Raw genomic sequence first — 18782 nt, forward strand, 5'->3', positions numbered from 1 at the left:
GTGCAGTTTATGTTTAAGTTTTTCTGGCAGATATTTGAGCTGACAGGACTCAATATCTTCAGTCTTCTTTTTAGCTGGAATTTCTGGGTAATAGTTATTTTGATAGCATTTCTATATAAAAGAGAGCAGGAGTTTGAGCAAATTGTCCTGGGTTATAATCGAAGGACTCTTGTTTACAAGGTAGTTGAAGCATCTGTGGCAGGACTTGTAGGCGGGTATATAGTTAGTTTGATTACCTTGCTTTTTGGGGTTGTGGTTGATGTTGATAGCTTTCTTTATCTCTGGTATATCGCTCTTGTGCTTGCTCTTATAAACCCAAGGTATCTTTGCTTTTCATATTCAGCAGGTATTATTTCGATTGTGTCTTTAATATTTAAAAAACCGGCTGTGGATGTTTCGGGAATTCTATTGGTTGTAGCAATTTTGCACCTTATTGAGAGTCTCTTGATATTTTTGGATGGCTTTAGGGGAGCAATACCCGTTGTAATAAAACGAAAGAAAAAGAATGAATCTTCAGAGTATCAAGATAGCTATTCAATCACAGGTGCTTACCTTATGCAAAGGTTTTGGGCTATTCCCATGGTTATAATTGCATTTAACTTTCAGGTATCTGCATTAGCTGTAAAGATTGATTTGTTTGAACCTTCATGGTGGCCTTTGTTCAAACCACAGCAGGTAACTCCTACTACCTTGCTTCTTTTGACACCTATTGTAGCGGCACTTGGTTATGGTGACTTGGCTATTTCTGATGAGCCACAGGTGGTTAGCAAAAAGAGCGCCTTTGTATTGAGCATATTCAGTATTGTACTTTTTGGTTTAAGTGCACTTTCGTATAGGATTTATGCTTTTAAATGGATTGCAGCTTTGTTTGCACCAGTTGCTCATGAGAGCATAATACTTTTTCAGCAAAAGAAACAAAAAGAGGGAAAATCAATATTTGAGGCAGAGGAGAATACAATCAAGGTATTGTATGTTGAAGAAAATAGCGTTGCTGAAAAGATGGGAATAAGACCTGGTGATATATTGATTTCTATAAATGGGATTTTAATTCAATCTGAAAGTGACCTTGAGAGGATATTTTCAGATGCACAGATTTATATGTGGGTGAAGGTAAAGGATAAAAGAGGGAAAGTAAGAGAGCTTTACTATCAGGACTATGAAAACGGGATAAGAAACCTTGGTATAATAGTCATTACCAAAAACGTGATGCCAAACTATGAAATTGAGACTGAAGGTTATTTTATATTTATTAAAAGTATAGCTAGCAGAATAAAAAGATTTTTGTTCAATAAGACAAATTGATATTCAATAAATAAAATTTTTATTTAATTTATACTTTTAATTAAAATAACATTACCCGCAGTCCAGTAAAAAACGCTTTTTATAGAGAAAAGGGGAATGGGGCATTTTTAGCCTACCATTCCCCTTATAAATTCTACAATCTCAATTGATGAATTTGGTTTTGCCAGAAATGTACATGCAAGTTTCATGTGCTCAAGCCTTTGCGGGTTTTTTATTATTTGATTAAAGACTATATCAAAACTATCAACGTTTTTTACATATGCTGCAGCGCCATTGTTGATAAGATAAAAGGTATTTCTCTCCTCTTGTCCGGGTATAGGAGAAATTAAAATCATTGGAAGTTTACGAGAAAGTGCCTCGGCGCAGGTAAGACCACCGGGCTTTGTAATCAAAATATTACTTATTTCCATGAGCTTGTCTATAAAATCGATAAAACCAAATACGCGTATCTTTTTTCCAAAAGCTCCTCCTTCCAGTGACTTTTTTAAGGTTTTGTTTTTTCCGGCAACAACAATTATTTGGTAGCTTTCATCACATATTCTGCAAACCATTTCAACTATATCCTCAATATTTCCAAGACCAAGGCTTCCTCCCATGATTAAGATTGTAGGTTTGTCTTCAAGGTTAAGTTCAGCAAGAATTTGCTTTTTTTCATGACTTATTGAAAAAGATGGATTGATAGGGATGCCCAGAGGTAACACTTTTTTTTCGACAGCTCCTTTTTTAACAGCTTCATATACCAGGTTTTCGTGATGAACAATTATATAGTCGGTATAATCATTAATCCAGTAAGGGTGTATAGTAAAATCTGTAACTACGCTGATGATAGGTATATTAATTTGTCCACGCTTTTTTAGCTGGCTTACCATATCCACAGGTGATGGATGAGTTCCAATTATAACGTCAGGATTTAGCTGGGTGATTATGTTATAGAGTTTGAAGAATGCAAAGTAAAACTTTTCGTAAATTGTCCTGCTAAAGTGTGTAGGCGGGTCTTTGTCTGTTGAGTCATATACAAGCCCGTATATAAAAGGAACTGTTTTAATAGCTTTCAAGTATGTACCAACCGCGAGCCTGTCGAGTATCGGGCTAATAATTTTGAGTGTGTCTATAATTTCTACTTTTGCCTGTGGATCTTTTTGCAAAAATGCTGTTTTTAGTGCGCTTGATGCGGCAAAATGTCCGCCACCGGCATCAAGACTCAATATCAGGATATTCATGCTCTATTCCCTCAAATCTTTCTAAAATTAATTTAAAGTCATGACAAATAAAATGAGAAGCTCCATCAAATAAAGACGAGGATAAACTACCCATGATTATTATATACTATTTCATTGGTAATGTGAAATATTCAGAAAACAAAATAGTAAAAAATTATATTATATGGGAACGGAAAAATAAATAATTAGCCCTACAAATTGTTGCTGATGATGTGATATCAAAATAGAGAAGCAACAGCATATTTGTACACCATTTTATGATAATAAGTGTAGAGTTAAATTATAATAAACTTCTTAAAAAACAGTTTTTAAGATTAGTTGTGATTCACAGTTTTCAATCAATAATCTTTTTGTAAATATTTCATTTAAATAATTGATTGTTGTGCTACTTTTGATTATACTTATTTTGTACTCATTTACCACTAAGGATAGGGTGTTTAGATTTGAAAGCAAATTTGGACTTATTACAGGGTTAGTAATAATAGTGTTAATGTGTATAATAGTAATAATTGATTATATAGGATCAAGGTTTGCATGTACATTGATTTGAAATTTTATAGGATTAATTTCTGGAATCTATAACAAAGAGGGGATTTGAATATAGATGAGTATAATAGAAGTTTTTCATCAGCATTTGCATCAAAAGCAGAGATTTTCGCAAAATACAATAATGTCTTATATAAGAGATGTAAAAAAATACATAGAGTTTTTAGAAAGAATTGGGATTAAAATTGAAAATACTTCTCAAGCTACTGTTATCACATACATAATTGATATGCAAAAAAACGGTAAGTCTAACAGTACGATAGCAAGAGCAATTGTTTCACTGAAGGTGTTCTATGAATTTTTGAAAGAGCAGAGCATAGTGGACATAGGGAAAATAGAGGTTGATCCACCCAAACTTGAAAGAACGCTTCCTCAAATTTTGACAAAAGATGAGGTGGAGAAACTTTTAAGCTGTCCAAAAGAAGATGATATAAAAGGTATCAGAGACAAGGCAATGCTTGAGGTGCTGTATGCAACAGGCATCAGGGTAAGTGAGCTGATTAGTCTTAACCTTTCTGATATCAACCTTGATCATGGATACATTATATGCAGAAACAAAAAAAGAGACAGGGTTATTCCAGTTGGCAGTTATGCAATTGAGGCAGTGGAGAAATATCTAAAATATTCAAGACCATATCTTGCAAGAAATAAAGAGGAAGAAGCTCTTTTTTTAAATTTCAATGGTTCAAGAATGACAAGACAGGGATTTTGGAAGATAGTAAAATTCTATGCTACTGCTGCAGGTATAAACAAGGAGATAACTCCTCATGTGCTGAGACACTCTTTTGCAACCCACCTGATAGAAAACGGAGCAGATGTAAGAGCTGTTCAGCAGATGCTGGGGCATGCTGATATTTCCACCACGCAGCGATATCTTCAGATAGCAAATGTTAAGTTAAAAGAGGTTTATCAAAGAGCGCATCCACGCGCATAGAATTTATAATTTTAACATAAAATAACATATATTGGTTGTAAGAGGTTTGAAAGTTGGCAAGGCTATGCCTTGCTTTTTATCTTTATCAGATAGTATTGGACAGGGAGATGAAGAGTATTGAGAAATTTAAGGTTTTATATTGCCATTTTTGCGGGAAACATGGTTAGATTTTTGCTGAAGCTTTTAAGAAAAGATGCCACAAGTGCGCCTGGTAAAATTGCCTTGAAAATCTATCCAGACATTCTGAAAGAGATTGACAAAAGATGCAAATTGAAAATATTTATATCTGGTACAAATGGAAAAACTACAACCAATAATTTAATACATTGGTTAATAAATGATGATAAAATTGTCCTGTCAAATCTAAAGGGTTCTAATATGGCAAATGGACTTGTCGGAGCTTTTTTAAATAATATTAAAAAAAGCTATGATGTGGGGTGTTTTGAGGTTGATGAGGGGTCACTGCCGAGGGTTACCATGCATTTAAAACCTGACATATTTGTAACAACAAATATTTTCAGAGATCAGCTTGACAGGTATGGCGAGCTTGACAGGGTCAAGGATCTTATCTTAAGTCATATTAATGGTGCCTTGGCGCTTATAAATGCAGATGATCCCAATCTGGCAAGTTACAATGGAGAGAAGAAGTTTTATTACAGTGTTGATGAAAATGCGCTCAGTAGACTGGCAAATGTGACACTTGACTCCCGCTTTTGCCCGATTTGTAATAACCAGCTCGAATATACATTTTATAATGTTGGACATCTTGGAAAATATGTTTGCAACAGATGCGGATACAAAAATCCTGAAAGCAGATTTGTAATCACCGGTATTAAGAATGAAGATGGTAACTTTATATTTGACTTTGTGGATAGGGAAAGTGGCATAACAATTCAGAATATTAGATGGAGAACAGGGGGCATTTATAACCTTTATAATGTATGTGCGGCAATGTCTGTTGGAGTCTTACTGGGGATAGAGACAAATAAAATAAAAGAACGAGTTGAGACATTTATAAACAGACTTGGTCGCATGGAAGAAATAAAAATAGGTGATAAAAAGGTAGTAATATCGCTTGTTAAAAATCCAGTTGGCATGACTGAGACATTAAAAACAATAGCAGAAGACCCCTATCCTAAAGCAATCATTTTCATTCTCAATGACAATGCTGCTGATGGTAAAGATGTTTCGTGGATCTGGGATGCTGATTTTGACATATTGAGTGAAATTAAAGATATTAGATCTTTATTTTTTGGTGGAAAAAGAAAAGAGGATATCGCCCTGAGAGTCAAGTACAGCAGTTTTGAACTTAAAAACTTTGAGTTTATTGATTTTGAAAAAGATTTGAAGAAAGTAATTTCACTTACAGAAGCTTACAAGATTTACATTCTTCCCACATATACAGCTTTGTTTAAGACAAAGAAAATAATAGAGAGTTTGAAAAAGCATTGAGGTGATAGGATTGGAACTAAACATTGTGAATATGTTTCCGGAAGCTTTGAATTTATACGGTGATAGGGGTAATATCATTACACTGCAAAAAAGATGTGAATGGAGAGGTATAAAAGCAAATATAGTTGAATATAGCTTCAATTCAAACCAGGAAATTTTAAAAACTGCGGATATAATCCTGCTTGGAGGGGCATCTGACAGGGAGCAAGCAATTATGTATAGCCAATTGCTAAACTTAAAAGATCTGCTAAAAAGCCTTATTGAGGATGGAGTTTGCCTTCTTGCAATTTGTGGAGGGTATCAGCTCTTAGGGGAGGCTTATATTGATGCTAATAAGAGAGTTATTAAGGGGCTTGGAATATTGGATTTTTATACCCGGTCTGAAGGCAAAAGACTGATTGGGAATATAGTCATTGAAACAACCCTGGATATTTTTCCAAAAACAGTTGTGGGTTACGAAAATCATGGTGGCAGGACATATCATGGTTTTAAGCCCTTTGGTAATGTTTTAAAGGGCTCTGGCAATAACGGGAGGGACGGGTTTGAAGGACTAATTTATAAAAATGTCATAGCTACTTATTTACATGGACCTCTTCTTCCCAAAAATCCGCATATTGCTGATTATATTCTCAAAAGAGCTCTTGAAAGAAAGTATGCTTTAAGCAAATTGGAGTTTCAAAAATTGGATGATGAATTGGAGTATATGGCACACAATAGAGTAAAGGAGTTGTATATGTAATACAGAATCTTTTGCAAAAGACTGCTATTAAGTGGCAGTCTTTTATAATTATAATTTACAAATTTATAAATTTTCATGTTGACTTTTGTAAATAAAAGTTATAAAATAATAATGTCAGACATCTGATGTCAGATGTCTGACCTCTAAAGATTTGAGTCAAAAGGTTTTAGGTTTAATGTCCAGGAAGCTGAGAAGAAGATACTTGAGATATCAAAGAAATACAATTTGGAAATTGACCCAAAGGCAAAAGTTGGAGATTTGAGCGTGGGTATGCAGCAAAGAGTAGAGATATTAAAAGCTTTTTACAGAGATGCAAGGCTCTTGATACTTGACGAGCCTACAGCAATGCTCACACCTCAAGAGACAAGAGAACTTTTTAAGATTATCAATAATCTTAAAACCCAGGGTATATCTATTTTGTTCATAAGCCATAAACTTGATGAAGTTATGGAAATTTCGGACAGAGTAACTGTTATGAGAAGAGGAAAGACAGTCAGGACCCTTAATACCAGAGAGACAAATGAACAGGAACTTGCAAACCTGATGGTTGGAAGGGAAGTTAAGCTTGTGGTTGAAAAAAGTGAGCCACGGTTAGGTGAGACTGTACTGAGCGGACAGAATGTTATGGTTTATATTATGTTTGTTTTGATAGTACTCAGCCAGTGGTTTTTGTTTAAAACAACTGTTGGGCTTAGACTAAGAGCCGTAGGTGAAAATCCTGAAGCAGCCGAGACAGCAGGGATTGATGTTGTAAAAATGAAATATTTGGGTGTGATTTTAGGTGGGGCATTTTCAGCACTTGGTGGAGCATATCTTTCAATTGGGGCACTGAATAGCTTTTCGCCCGAAATGTCATCCGGAAGAGGTTATATCGCTCTGGCTGCCATGATATTTGGAAGATGGACACCGGTGGGATCTTTTTTGGCATCGCTTTTGTTTGGTTTTGCAACAGCTTTGAGCTACAGCTTGCAGGAATTTACAGTGTCCAAAAACATTATTATGATGCTGCCATATATAGTTACAATACTTGCGCTTGTAGGTATAGGTGGTAAGAGTGTAGCTCCGGCAGCTGATGGTGTGCCTTACAGACCCAAAAAATAGAAGAAAGGAGTGGGTGGAGCATGGAGGATTTAGAGAATATGGGTTATCCACCCCGATATGAGCTGGTACTGAAAAGATTAAAACATCTTATTGAAGAAAGGTTCAAGGAAGGAGATAGACTTCCGTCTGAAATAGAGTTAGCAAAACTTTTTGGAGTCAGCCGTGCCACTTTAAGAGAGGCGATGAGAATATTAGAAGAGGAAGGATATGTTGTTAGGAAGCATGGAATAGGAACTTTTGTTGCGTCAAGACCAATTTTACAAACAGGTATGGAAGAATTGCAAAGCATAACAAAGCTCATGGAGAAGCAGGGGTATCAGCCGCACACAAAAGATGTAATTATTACACGAACATATCCGAATGCTAAAGAAGCACATATGTTGAAAATTGATCAAAATGAAGAGATTATAAAGATAGAACGTGTAAGACTTGCAGATAACATCCCGGTTGTGTACTGTGTAGATAGACTTCCTGCCAGATTTTTTGGTGATAAATTTGAATTTAAAGGTGAGTCTTTATTCGATTATTTAAGTGCCGAGCTTGGGATATATATTGCTTATGCAGTTTCTGATATAATTCCAATGCTGGCTGAAAAAAATGGTGTATATAAAAAATTGGAGCTTGAAAAGAATGATGTTGTACTTTTGCTTGACCAGATACATTTTGACCAGAGTGATACTCCCATATTGTATTCCTCCAATTTCTTTTCGCCCAAAAAATTTAGATTTTACATTGTAAGAAAGAGGGTATGAAAAGATGAGATACTTAACCGAAATTGACCCTGCACTGAAAAATATTTTGAATTTGGCAAAAGAACAGCAAGACAAAGCATATGCTCCTTATTCAAATTTTAAAGTTGGAGCAGCTGTTTTAACACAAAGTGGAGAAATATATTTGGGCTGTAATATTGAAAATGCATCCTATTCTCTGACAATCTGTGCTGAAAGAGTTGCTCTTTTCAAAGCAATTTCAGATGGACACAGGGATATTAAAGCTATTTTTGTAATCGGTCCTCAAAATGAACCCATTTCACCCTGCGGTGCGTGCAGGCAGGTTATGCTTGAACTTGCAAAAGATGCTACGATATATCTTTCAAACTCTGATATGAGTAAAATTATTGAAACTAATACAAAAGATCTCTTGCCCTATGGCTTTGATTTATAAATGCTTTAAGCAAAATGATTTTTCAGGAGGGAAGACAGGAGTTGAAGGCAATAGTTCTTTCAATTATCACAGGCTTTGTAGTTGGAGCAGTATTTAAACTTCTCAAACTTCCTATTCCGGCGCCAAATGCCCTGGCAGGTGTTGCCGGAATATTTGGAATATTTCTGGGTGCTTTTGCTATAGAACAGATTTTGAAGCTTATTACAAAATAGATCAAAATAAAATAAGAAGGTGTGAATCAAAATGCTTGTTACTGAGATTATTCGCAAAAAGAGAGATGGACTTGAGCTTAGCAAAGAAGAAATGGAATTTTTAATAAATGGATATATCAATGACCAAATACCCGACTATCAGATGTCAGCTTTTTTAATGGCGGTTTATTTTCGTGGAATGACCAAAAATGAACTGACAACCTTTACAATGCTCATGGCTCAGTCAGGTGAAATGGTGGATTTGAGCAAAATAGATGGTATAAAGGTTGACAAACATTCAAGCGGTGGAATAGCTGACACAACCACTCTGGTGCTAATACCACTTGCAGCATCAGTTGGAGTAAAGGTTGCTAAAATGTCAGGAAGAGGACTTTCGCACACAGGCGGCACTATTGACAAGTTAGAATCAATCCCCGGTTTTAAAACAGAGCTTTCTAAACTTGAGTTTATTGAAGCTGTAAACAAAGTCGGAGCAGCCATTGTTGGACAGTCAAAAGACCTTGTTCCAGCTGACAAAAAGATCTATGCTTTGAGGGATGTGACTGCAACAGTTGAGTCAATTCCACTTATTGCTTCATCTATTATGAGCAAAAAGATAGCTTCAGGAGCTGATAAAATAATTCTTGATGTCAAATTTGGAAAAGGTGCTTTTATGAAAAAATATGAGGATGCAAAAGAGCTTGCTAAGACCATGGTTGAGATTGGCAATCTGGCTGGCAGGGAAACTGTAGCATATGTGACTGATATGAATCAGCCACTTGGTTTGATGATAGGGAACTCCTTAGAGGTTATTGAAGCTATAGAGGTATTAAAAGGAAGAGGACATGAGGATTTGAGAAATCTTTGTATTGAATTTGCCACAGAAATGATGATTCTTTCAGGTGTTGAGAGAAATAGAGAAAGAGCAAAAGAAAAGTTAATTGAGAGCATTGAAAAGAGCTATGCACTGAATAAATTTAAAGAGATCATTCAAAATCAGGGTGGAAACCCTGAGGTTGTAGATGATTATTCGCTTTTACCACAGGCAAAATATGTTTATGAACTGAAATGTGAAGAAGATGTGTATATCAAGGATATTGATGCACTAAAACTTGGAATAGCTGCTTTGAAACTTGGCAGTGGCAGACAGAAAAAAGACGACATCATAGACTACGCAGTTGGGATTGAGCTGTTTGGCAAGACAGGATGTAAAATTGAAAAGGGCAAACCATATGCAAGAATTTATGCTAACCAGGAGAGTAAATTAAATGAAGCAATTTCGGATGTAAAAAGCGCTTTTGAGTTTTCACGTGAATATGTAGATAAGAAAAAGGTTATATATGCCAAAATAACAAAAGATGGAATTATTGAAATGTAAAATAATATTAGAGGAGTGAATTGACAAAATGACAAGAATTGAAATAGCCAGGTTTATTGACCACACTTTACTCAGGTCAAACGCCACCCATGCAGAGATAAAAAAGCTTTGTGATGAAGCACTCATGTATTCTTTTGCTTCAGTTTGCGTCAATCCATACTATGTGAAGGTTTGCAAAGAGTATTTAAAAGATTCACCAGTGAAAGTTGCAACTGTTATAGGTTTTCCACTTGGTGTAAACACCAAGAAAACTAAGATCTTTGAAACAAAAGGGGCATTTGAAGATGGAGCAGATGAAGTGGATATGGTAATAAATATTGGAGCTTTGCTGGAAGGGAATTATGATTATGTATATGAAGAGATAAAGAGTATTGTTGATGTTGCAAGGGAGTATAAAAATAAAATAGTAAAAGTAATTATTGAAACATCTGAGCTAAATGACCAGCAAAAGATAGAAGCCTGTAAAATAGTTATGGCAGCAGGAGCAGATTTTGTCAAAACATCCACCGGATTTTCTAAAAGTGGAGCTAAATATGAAGATATAATTTTGATGAGAAAAGTGGTTGGTGATAAGGTTAAAATAAAAGCTTCGGGTGGTATAAGAACATATGAAGATGCACTTAAAATGATTCAAGCAGGTGCAAGCAGGATTGGCACAAGTTCCGGTGTTGCAATTGTTTCGGGCAACTAAATTTAAATTTTTACTATTTTGAGGGAAGGAGACTTTCTGTCATGAAGGTAGTCCTAATTGTGCTTGACAGTGTGGGGGTTGGTGAGTTAGAGGATGCAAAATTATACGGCGATGAGGGAAGCAACACACTTTCAAATACTTCATATGCAGTAGGTGGCCTGGATCTCAAGAACTTGTATAAGCTTGGAATAGGGAATATTACAGATATAAAAGGTACCCCTCCAAATCCCAATGCGATTGGTGTTTTTGGGAAGTCCAGGGAAAAGTCAAAAGGTAAAGATACAATAACAGGGCACTGGGAGATAGCAGGGGTTATATTGGAAGAGCCATTTAAAACTTTTCCTCAGGGATTTCCTGAGGAGTTAATTGAGGAGTTTGAAAGGCGGATAGGTAGAAAAGTGCTTGGTAACAAAGTGGCTTCTGGAACAGAAATAATAAAAGAGCTCGGAGAAGAACATATGAAAACTGGCTATCCTATTGTGTATACCTCTGCCGATTCTGTCTTTCAGATTGCTGCTCATGAAGAGGTCATTCCTTTAGAAAAGCTTTATGAAATATGTGAAATAGCAAGGGGAATGCTGGTTGGTAAGTGGCTTGTTGCAAGGGTTATTGCCCGACCTTTTGTTGGAAAAGACAGAAATAGCTTTGTCAGGACTTATAACAGGAAGGACTTTGCAGTTGAGCCTCCTTATGAAACCCTGCTTGATAATGTGAAGGACTCAAGCCTTGAAGTTGTTGGTATTGGCAAGATTGAAGATATATTTGCAAAAAGAGGGTTGACTGTAAGCATTCATACAGAGGGTAACATGGATGGAATTAATAAGACCTTAAAAGCAATGGATGAGGTAAAAGATGGGCTTATATTCACTAACCTTGTTGATTATGACATGCTCTACGGACACAGAAATGACCCGATAGGCTATGCCAGGGCTCTGGTTGAATTCGATGAGAGACTTCCAGAGATTTTTGAAAAACTCAAAGAGGATGATATTCTCATAATTACAGCTGACCATGGATGTGACCCTACAACACCGAGCACAGACCATTCACGTGAACATGTGCCAGTATTGATATATGGTGAGAAGATTAAAAAAGGTCACAATCTTGGTACAAGAGAAAGTTTTTCTGATATTGGTCAGACCATTGCTGAGTATTTGAATGTAAAGCCTCTTAGAAATGGGAAGAGCTTTTTAAAAGAGATTTTGATATAATTTTAGGGTGGAATTTTTATGAAAACATAGAGGTGATTTTTATGTATTACCAGAGAGTTAAAGAAGCCGCTGAGTTTATCAAAAATCATATTCCTGAAATCCCGGAAATTGCTATCATATTGGGAAGTGGACTTGGAGAGTTTGCAGAGACAATGGAAAACAGAGTTGTGCTAAAATATTCTGAGATACCGCACTTTCCTGTATCAACAGTAAAAGGTCACAAAGGTAACCTGGTATTTGGAGAAGTAAAGGGAAGAAAAATTTTAGCATTTCAAGGAAGATTTCATCTTTATGAAGGGTATAAAGTGCATGAGGTTGTGTTCGGTGTAAGAGCAGCGGGACTTTTGGGGATTAAAAGTTTGATTGTGACAAATGCAGCGGGAGGAATCTCACAGTTTTTATCACCCGGTGATTTGATGGTGATTAAAGACCATATCAATCTGTCAGGTGAAAATCCGGCAATTGGTGAGGATGCACAGTATTTTGGCGAAAGATTTTTTGATATGACATATGCATATGATAGAGAGATCATTGAAAAAGCAAAAGATGTCTATAAGAAAAACCGGGTTGACTACAAAGAGGGAGTGTATGCATTTTTAAAAGGACCTTCATATGAAACACCTTCTGAAATAAAGATGCTCAGAATTCTTGGTGCTGATGCTGTTGGCATGTCGACCGTGCCAGAAGTGATTGCAGCAAGGCAGATGGGACTCAAGGTATTCGGGATTTCCTGCATCACAAATATGGCAGCGGGAATTTTGGATAAGAAACTTTCACATCAAGAGGTTATAGAAGTATCAAATATGGTAGCAGAGAAGTTTAAAAAGATAATTGTTGATCTTATTGAAATAATATGAAAAAGTCCTGCATCGCTAAATAAAAGCGGTGCAGGATTTTTTGTTTGTTATATAAAAAAACTGGGTAAATATCAAAATAGGAGAATTTTTTGCTGCGGGGAGAGAGAATAGCCTTATGAAAAGGGTTTTGATTGTGGATGATGCAGCGTTTGTCAGGTATTCGTTGAAGCAGACGTTGGAAAAACATGGATTTGAAGTGGTTGGTGAGGCATGTGATGGAAAAAGCTGTCTTAAGATGTTTTCAGCTCTCAAACCTGACATTGTTACACTTGACATTACTATGCCCGAAATGGATGGTATAGAAGTTTTAAAAAGGATTATGCAAATTGACAGGAATGCAAAAGTGGTTATGATAACAGCTCTTGGACAGGAAGAAAAGGTAAAAGAAGCAGTTTTGAATGGAGCAAAAGGTTTTATTGTAAAACCTTACAAAGAAGAGTATCTTGTAAAACTGCTAAACTCTCTGTAAAAAAAAAAAGAAGGTGAAAATGTGAATGAGCTAAGTAAAGACCCCATGTTTGAAATATTTATTTCTGAAGCAAGAGAAATTATAAATGGTTTGGAAAAGATATTTATAGAACTAAAGGAAGGAAATGTTGAGGAAAAGTTTGCTATTGAAGAAGCATTGAGATTGCTGCATACCTTGAAAGGTTCATCGGCTATGATGGGTTATCAGGATATTTCAAAAATCTGTCACAAATTAGAAGATATATTTGTTAATTTAAAATCAACCAGTATTTCAACGAAAAATATTGACAAATTCATATTATATATGTTAAAAATTACTGATTTTTTAAACTCCCAGATTGTTTCAATTGAAAATATGTTACCGCTGTCTTCCTATGAAGATATTGAAAATGTTTTATTGGAGTTAGAAAGCGCTTTGCTGCAAGAACCAGAAGATATCAATAATGAAAAGGGCAAAAAATATTTGATTGTTTTGTGCTTTGAAGATGGCTGGGAAATGGAAAATTTACGTGCATTTTTGATTGTTCAGAAGCTAAAAGAATATGTAAATGTTTTAGAATATTTCCCACCCAATATAGAGACTGATACTTCAACTGCTGAAACTATAAAAAGAGAAGGTTTTAAAATACTAATTGAGACCTCAATTAGTAAAGAAGATATTTTATGTCTTTTCAATGATTTTGCATGGGTTAAAAGTATCAAGATAGAAGAAAAAATGGAAAATGAAAAGAACATTTTTGAAAAGAACAATGAAAGAGAGGAGAACTGTGCAAAGAGTGTATCTGCAGCAGGACGACTTATCAATGTCAATATTGAAAAGGTAGATAAATTGGTTGATTTAATTGGCGAAATGGTTGTGACGTTTTCTATGTTAACTCAACATCCAGATATCGAAAAGATAAAGACTGAAAGTTTTAAAAGCATAGCCCTGCAGATGTCAAAACTCATACGGGACATACAGGAAATAGCTATGTCCATGAGAATGGTGCCTCTTTCCAGTACCTTTCAAAAACTAAAAAGAATTGTAGTTGAAATGTCTGCAAAGCTAAACAAACAGGTTGAGGTGCATATAAGTGGTGAAGAAACAGAACTTGACAAGACTTTAATTGAGCATTTGACCGACCCTCTGATTCACTTAATCAGGAATGCAGTTGATCATGGTATAGAAGAAAAAGATGAGCGGCTAAAGAAAGGGAAAACACCTCATGGTAATATCTATATAAGTGCTAAAAATAGTGGTTCTGATGTTTTAATAACCATTGAAGATGATGGCAGAGGTCTTGACAGATCAAAGATTATAAAAAAGGCTCTGGAAAGAGGACTTATTTCTGAAGAAAATGATGTAGATGAACAGCTTGTATATGACCTAATATTTCATACAGGTTTTTCTACAAAAGAAGAAGCAACAGAGTATTCGGGCAGAGGAGTTGGGCTTGACATTGTAAAGAGTAATGTTCAGAAAATAGATGGCACAGTATTTGTGGACTCTCAAAAAGATACAGGAACCAGATTTACCATTAGAATTCCACTTACACTGGCTATTATTGATGGGATGCTTGTGAAAGTAAATGAACAGATATTTGTTTTACCTCTGTCCAATGTTATAGAAACATTTAAGGTTGAAAAAGAAGATATAATTGCTGAAGGGGATTATCAGTTTATATACAAAAGAGGAGCTTGCTATAAAGTTATTGACCTGCGAAAGGTTTTTTATAGTAAAGAAGCTCTGGAGGACCAAAGAACATTTTATATAGGAGTTCAGGTAGGCAGTAGCAATAAAATGGCAGTGCTACTGGTAGATGAGATGGTTTCTCAGCAGCAGGTTGTTATAAAGTCGCTGCCTCAGATTGTTGACAGAATAAAAGGAATTTCAGGATGCACGCTTTTAGGAAATGGTGGTATTGCTATGATTTTAGACGTTGATAGCTTGATAGAAAGGTGGTGAGAATTATGCAGGACAGAGTAATAAATGAAAGCTTAGAGGAATTGGAAGAGGGTATGAAGGATAGATACCTTATTTTTACAGTAGATAACCAGTACTATGGGATAGAAATAAAATATGTGATAGAGATTGTAGGGCTTTTACCCATTACTTATCTGCCTCATCAGCGGGACTACATCAGAGGAATTGTCAATTTAAGAGGTAAGATAATACCTGTAATTGATGCGAGAATAAGGCTTGGGAAAGTATATAAAGAATATCAAGAAAGAACATGTATAATTGTTGTTAGCATAAATGGTTTTCAGGTTGGAATTATTGTTGATTATGTTAATGAGGTTGCGATTATAAAAGAGGAGGAGATTACATCTCTTCCGGAAGTGGAAAGACAGGATGATAAAAGATTTGTAAAGGGTGTAGCAAATTCCTCTGGAAGACTAATTCTTCTGCTGGATTGTGAAAAGTTTGTAAGCCCCGAAAAGATTGAACTTTAAAAATAAAAAGAAAGGGAGTGGGAATATGAAGTTTTTTAAGAATATGAGAATTTCATTAAAGATTTTATCAGGATTCTTTATAATTTTGGTTCTATTCTCTATTATGGGGATTATAGCAATAAATAGCTTGAACAAAATTCATGACGAATTTGATACTATGTATGAAAATAATGTAAAGGCGTTTATGTATATAAGTGAAGTACTGAACGGATTTCAAAGGCAGAGAGTAAATTATAGAAATGTTTTACTTTCTCGAAATGCAAGTGAAATGCAGTCTTATATTCAAAGAACAGGCGAAATAACCAATCTTTACAAGTCAAGCTTACAGGAGTTTTCAAAGATAATAAGAGAAAGGGATATTTTAGATGAATATCAGAAGCTTGAAAGTTATCTTGTCCAGTACGATCAGCTTACAAATCAAATATTGGAACTTGCCAGGACAGACAAAAAGGCTGCAATTGACCTTTTGTTTGCGCAAAGTTCAGCTCAACTTGTAGCAGATGTTCAGAATTCAATAAACAATTTATACAACCTGGAACGCAAATACATTGAAAAGTTGAATAAAGATGCTTCTCAGTTGGCATCTCAAACCAGAGCTTTGCTAATAGTTGTAATTGTTGTGTCAATAGTTGCTGGAGTGATCCTGGCTTTACTTATCTCAAATATGATTAGCAAACCTTTGAACAAAATGGTTTTTGTTGCCGAAGCAATAGCAGATGGTGATTTGACAATTGAAATAGAGGATGATTCTAAGGATGAAATAGGGAAGCTGGCTGGTGCATTTAATAAAATGGTAAATGGTTTGAACCAGCTTATTTATGGGATTAAAACAGCTGCAGAGCAGGTTGCACTTGGAGCAAAACAACTTTCTGACGCATCACAGAGTCTTGCACAGGGTGCAACAGAGCAAGCATCAGTTGTGGAGCAGCTTAATGCTTCTGTTGAAGAAGTTTCTGCTCAGACAAAGCAAAATGCTCAGAATGTTGAAGAAGCATCTAAGTTTGCCAACCAGATTAAGGAAGATGCAAAGACGGGAATGGAGCAGATGGAACATATGATGAAGGCAATGGAAGAAATTAGTTTAGCATCATCGAATATATCGAAAATCATAAAAACAATTGATGAGATAGCATTCCAGACAAATATACTGGCCTTAAACGCAGCGGTTGAAGCAGCAAGAGCAGGCAGTTACGGTAAAGGGTTTGCGGTTGTGGCTGAAGAAGTGAGGAATTTAGCAACGCGAAGTGCGAATGCTGCTAAAGAGACAAGCAGCCTGATAGAATCCACTATAAAAAAGATAGAAGCAGGTGATGCTATCACAAAACAAACACACGCTTCTCTTGACAAGATTGCAAAGAGTATTGACAGGATGGCAATGATTATGAACGATATTTCCTATTCTTCAAAAGAACAGTCAGAGGCAATAACACAGATTTCAGAAGGTATAAATCAGGTGGCAAATGTTGTGCAGAGCAATTCGGCAAATTCTCAGGAAACTGCTGCTGCCTCAGAAGAGCTTTACAGCCAGGCAGATACACTTAAAAGCCTTGTTGAAAGGTTTAAAACAAAAGCATAAAAGGTGTTAAAATAACCTGTCCTGGTTTGAAAGGGCTGTTTACAAAAACAACAAAACAGCCCTTTCATTATTTTGTATCGATACAAATTGGTTAATTGGTTTTGATTTTTATTTTTCATAATAATAAAATTGTTGTTGAACAAAATTCTTTGTTGAGGTGAGAATATGGGACAAAAAACCAGGTTCTGGGTATTTTCAGGGTTGCTTGCTGCAGCTGTTTTTGTTCTGACATTTACAATTAAGATACCACTGCCAGCAGGCTATTTTAATATTGGTGATGTTATTATTATGCTGGCGTCAATTTTGTTTGGCAAAGGGATTGGTTTTTTGGCTGGTTCTTTTGGTTCTGCTCTGGCAGATGTGACATCAGGGTATCTTATCTATGCTCCATTTACATTTATTGTTAAAGGTCTGGAAGGATATATTTGTGGTATTGTATTTGAAAGTTTAAAAAAAGATAAAAAAGAAATTCCTGGTTTTATTATCTCCAGCATTTTAAGTGGTATCTGGATGGCAGCGGGATATTTTCTATCTGAAGCTTTTGTATTAAAATATCTATCATCAGCATTAAATGTTAATAGAGACCTTCAATTTGGTTTGAAAACTGCGCTTGTGAATTTTCCTTTTAATCTACTTCAGGGAATTTTATCGGCAGTGATTACTATAATACTGGTATTTCCGCTGTATAGAAATAAATTTATCGGGAAGATGAGAATTTGAAGTATTTGAGATTTCCCCACCTGCCAGACAATAAAGTAACCCATGTTTTGATTGATAAAAGGGCATATGATAAGACAGTATATCTATTAGAAGATTTGAAGATAAATATAATCTTTTGTGAAAAGTCAAATGACGTATATGAAGCCATATCTTCTCATCCAGATATATTTTATTTTCATTATGAAAGTAATTTAATCTTTGCCGCTCCCAACTCACCAAAGAAGACTACCAGTGAACTTTTTAAGCTGGGGTTCAATATAATATTTGGTGAGAAAGGTATATCTAAAAAATATCCCGAGGATATTGGTTATAACCTGGCGAGAATTGATAAATACATCTTTCACAATTTCAGATTTACTGATAGAATTATTTTAAATTATATAGAAAGAGATAACCTGAGAAAAATACATGTAAACCAGGGATATACAAAGTGTTCAATATTGATTGTAAGCAATAAGGCAATTATAACCTCAGATAAAAAAATATACCAGAAAGCTATTGAAAATAACATGGATGCACTTTTGATAGTGCCCGGATTTATAAAATTGGAAGGGTTAAGCTATGGATTTATTGGTGGTTGTGGAGGACTGATTGACAGGGATGTTTTAATTTTCAATGGTGATATATCAAAACATCCGGATTATAGCAAAATCAAAGAGTTTCTAAAAAAACAAAAAGTTGAATGCTTGTGTGCAGAAGGTTTTGAGCTTTCAGATATAGGTTCAATCATTCCTTTGTGTCAGCAGTAACAAAAAGAACATACTTAAAAAGGTTTTTTGGGGGTATATTTATTATAGTC

Annotated in this window: 18 protein-coding genes and 1 pseudogene; 18 read left to right on the forward strand and 1 reads right to left on the reverse strand. The window is 35.4% G+C overall.

The window, feature by feature from the left end; genetic code table 11:
- The first annotated feature begins 9 nt into the window (after positions 1–9).
- Positions 10–1302, forward strand: a complete 1293-nt coding sequence (locus OTK00_RS04095; protein ID WP_045169171.1) for a PDZ domain-containing protein — start codon at positions 10–12, stop codon at positions 1300–1302.
- Between the two features lie 107 nt (positions 1303–1409).
- On the opposite strand, the gene OTK00_RS04100 is transcribed toward OTK00_RS04095, so the two are convergent.
- Positions 1410–2522 (reverse strand): MGDG synthase family glycosyltransferase, encoded by a 1113-nt coding sequence (locus OTK00_RS04100; protein WP_045169172.1) that lies wholly within the window; start codon positions 2520–2522, stop codon positions 1410–1412.
- Positions 2523–3126: 604 nt separating this feature from the next.
- Here OTK00_RS04100 and xerD point away from each other — a divergent pair.
- From xerD to OTK00_RS04185, 17 genes and pseudogenes are all read left to right on the forward strand, one after another.
- Positions 3127–4002, forward strand: a complete 876-nt coding sequence (gene xerD, locus OTK00_RS04105; protein WP_045169173.1) for a site-specific tyrosine recombinase XerD — start codon at positions 3127–3129, stop codon at positions 4000–4002.
- Positions 4003–4119: 117 nt separating this feature from the next.
- Complete coding sequence (locus OTK00_RS04110) at positions 4120–5454, forward strand: MurT ligase domain-containing protein (protein ID WP_045169174.1); 1335 nt, start codon at positions 4120–4122, stop codon at positions 5452–5454.
- A gap of 25 nt (positions 5455–5479) precedes the next feature.
- Positions 5480–6193 (forward strand): type 1 glutamine amidotransferase, encoded by a 714-nt coding sequence (locus OTK00_RS04115; RefSeq protein ID WP_045170130.1) that lies wholly within the window; start codon positions 5480–5482, stop codon positions 6191–6193.
- Positions 6194–6388: 195 nt separating this feature from the next.
- Positions 6389–7294, forward strand: a pseudogene (locus tag OTK00_RS12230) (ABC transporter permease subunit); the annotation flags it as partial.
- 20 nt (positions 7295–7314) lie between these two features.
- Positions 7315–8046: a GntR family transcriptional regulator gene (locus OTK00_RS04125; RefSeq protein WP_082054615.1), complete on the forward strand. Its 732-nt coding sequence runs from the start codon at positions 7315–7317 to the stop codon at positions 8044–8046.
- Positions 8047–8050: 4 nt separating this feature from the next.
- On the forward strand, positions 8051–8458 hold the full coding sequence (gene cdd / locus OTK00_RS04130; protein ID WP_045169175.1) for a cytidine deaminase: 408 nt from the start codon (positions 8051–8053) through the stop codon (positions 8456–8458).
- Between the two features lie 41 nt (positions 8459–8499).
- Positions 8500–8670 (forward strand): XapX domain-containing protein, encoded by a 171-nt coding sequence (locus OTK00_RS04135; protein ID WP_045169176.1) that lies wholly within the window; start codon positions 8500–8502, stop codon positions 8668–8670.
- 31 nt (positions 8671–8701) lie between these two features.
- Positions 8702–10027, forward strand: a complete 1326-nt coding sequence (locus OTK00_RS04140; RefSeq protein WP_045169177.1) for a pyrimidine-nucleoside phosphorylase — start codon at positions 8702–8704, stop codon at positions 10025–10027.
- A 28-nt stretch (positions 10028–10055) separates the two neighbouring features.
- The gene (gene deoC / locus OTK00_RS04145; RefSeq protein ID WP_045169178.1) at positions 10056–10718 is read left to right on the forward strand and encodes a deoxyribose-phosphate aldolase; all 663 of its coding nucleotides are present in this window, start codon (positions 10056–10058) and stop codon (positions 10716–10718) included.
- Positions 10719–10759: 41 nt separating this feature from the next.
- Positions 10760–11929, forward strand: coding sequence for a phosphopentomutase (locus OTK00_RS04150; protein WP_045169179.1), 1170 nt, complete (start codon positions 10760–10762; stop codon positions 11927–11929).
- Between the two features lie 41 nt (positions 11930–11970).
- Complete coding sequence (locus OTK00_RS04155) at positions 11971–12786, forward strand: purine-nucleoside phosphorylase (protein WP_045169180.1); 816 nt, start codon at positions 11971–11973, stop codon at positions 12784–12786.
- A 115-nt stretch (positions 12787–12901) separates the two neighbouring features.
- Entirely contained in the window at positions 12902–13255 is a 354-nt protein-coding gene (locus OTK00_RS04160; RefSeq protein WP_045169181.1) for a response regulator, read from the forward strand.
- 21 nt (positions 13256–13276) lie between these two features.
- Positions 13277–15199, forward strand: coding sequence for a chemotaxis protein CheA (locus OTK00_RS04165; protein ID WP_045169182.1), 1923 nt, complete (start codon positions 13277–13279; stop codon positions 15197–15199).
- 5 nt (positions 15200–15204) lie between these two features.
- Positions 15205–15687, forward strand: a complete 483-nt coding sequence (locus OTK00_RS04170; RefSeq protein ID WP_045169183.1) for a chemotaxis protein CheW — start codon at positions 15205–15207, stop codon at positions 15685–15687.
- 25 nt (positions 15688–15712) lie between these two features.
- A complete protein-coding gene (locus OTK00_RS04175) occupies positions 15713–17263 on the forward strand; it encodes a methyl-accepting chemotaxis protein (RefSeq protein WP_045169184.1) in 1551 nt (516 codons plus the stop codon).
- 165 nt (positions 17264–17428) lie between these two features.
- Positions 17429–17983: an ECF transporter S component gene (locus OTK00_RS04180; RefSeq protein ID WP_045169185.1), complete on the forward strand. Its 555-nt coding sequence runs from the start codon at positions 17429–17431 to the stop codon at positions 17981–17983.
- Complete coding sequence (locus tag OTK00_RS04185) at positions 17980–18732, forward strand: DUF6873 family GME fold protein (RefSeq protein WP_045169186.1); 753 nt, start codon at positions 17980–17982, stop codon at positions 18730–18732. Before OTK00_RS04180 ends, OTK00_RS04185 begins: the two co-directional genes overlap by 4 nt.
- The last annotated feature ends 50 nt before the right edge of the window (positions 18733–18782 follow it).

It is taken from the genome of Caldicellulosiruptor morganii, from assembly GCF_026810225.1.
GTDB classification, from domain to species: domain Bacteria; phylum Bacillota; class Thermoanaerobacteria; order Caldicellulosiruptorales; family Caldicellulosiruptoraceae; genus Caldicellulosiruptor; species Caldicellulosiruptor morganii.

What these genes read in the sequence shown, in the direction of transcription:
- OTK00_RS04095 (WP_045169171.1), top strand. Translation starts at nt 10, where the DNA reads ATGTTTAAGTTTTTCTGGCAGATATTTGAGCTGACAGGACTCAATATC.
- OTK00_RS04100 (WP_045169172.1), bottom strand. Translation starts at nt 2,522, where the DNA reads ATGAATATCCTGATATTGAGTCTTGATGCCGGTGGCGGACATTTTGCC.
- xerD (WP_045169173.1), top strand. Translation starts at nt 3,127, where the DNA reads ATGAGTATAATAGAAGTTTTTCATCAGCATTTGCATCAAAAGCAGAGA.
- OTK00_RS04125 (WP_082054615.1), top strand. Translation starts at nt 7,315, where the DNA reads ATGGAGGATTTAGAGAATATGGGTTATCCACCCCGATATGAGCTGGTA.
- cdd (WP_045169175.1), top strand. Translation starts at nt 8,051, where the DNA reads ATGAGATACTTAACCGAAATTGACCCTGCACTGAAAAATATTTTGAAT.
- OTK00_RS04140 (WP_045169177.1), top strand. Translation starts at nt 8,702, where the DNA reads ATGCTTGTTACTGAGATTATTCGCAAAAAGAGAGATGGACTTGAGCTT.
- deoC (WP_045169178.1), top strand. Translation starts at nt 10,056, where the DNA reads ATGACAAGAATTGAAATAGCCAGGTTTATTGACCACACTTTACTCAGG.
- OTK00_RS04150 (WP_045169179.1), top strand. Translation starts at nt 10,760, where the DNA reads ATGAAGGTAGTCCTAATTGTGCTTGACAGTGTGGGGGTTGGTGAGTTA.
- OTK00_RS04155 (WP_045169180.1), top strand. Translation starts at nt 11,971, where the DNA reads ATGTATTACCAGAGAGTTAAAGAAGCCGCTGAGTTTATCAAAAATCAT.
- OTK00_RS04160 (WP_045169181.1), top strand. Translation starts at nt 12,902, where the DNA reads ATGAAAAGGGTTTTGATTGTGGATGATGCAGCGTTTGTCAGGTATTCG.
- OTK00_RS04170 (WP_045169183.1), top strand. Translation starts at nt 15,205, where the DNA reads ATGCAGGACAGAGTAATAAATGAAAGCTTAGAGGAATTGGAAGAGGGT.
- OTK00_RS04175 (WP_045169184.1), top strand. Translation starts at nt 15,713, where the DNA reads ATGAAGTTTTTTAAGAATATGAGAATTTCATTAAAGATTTTATCAGGA.
- OTK00_RS04180 (WP_045169185.1), top strand. Translation starts at nt 17,429, where the DNA reads ATGGGACAAAAAACCAGGTTCTGGGTATTTTCAGGGTTGCTTGCTGCA.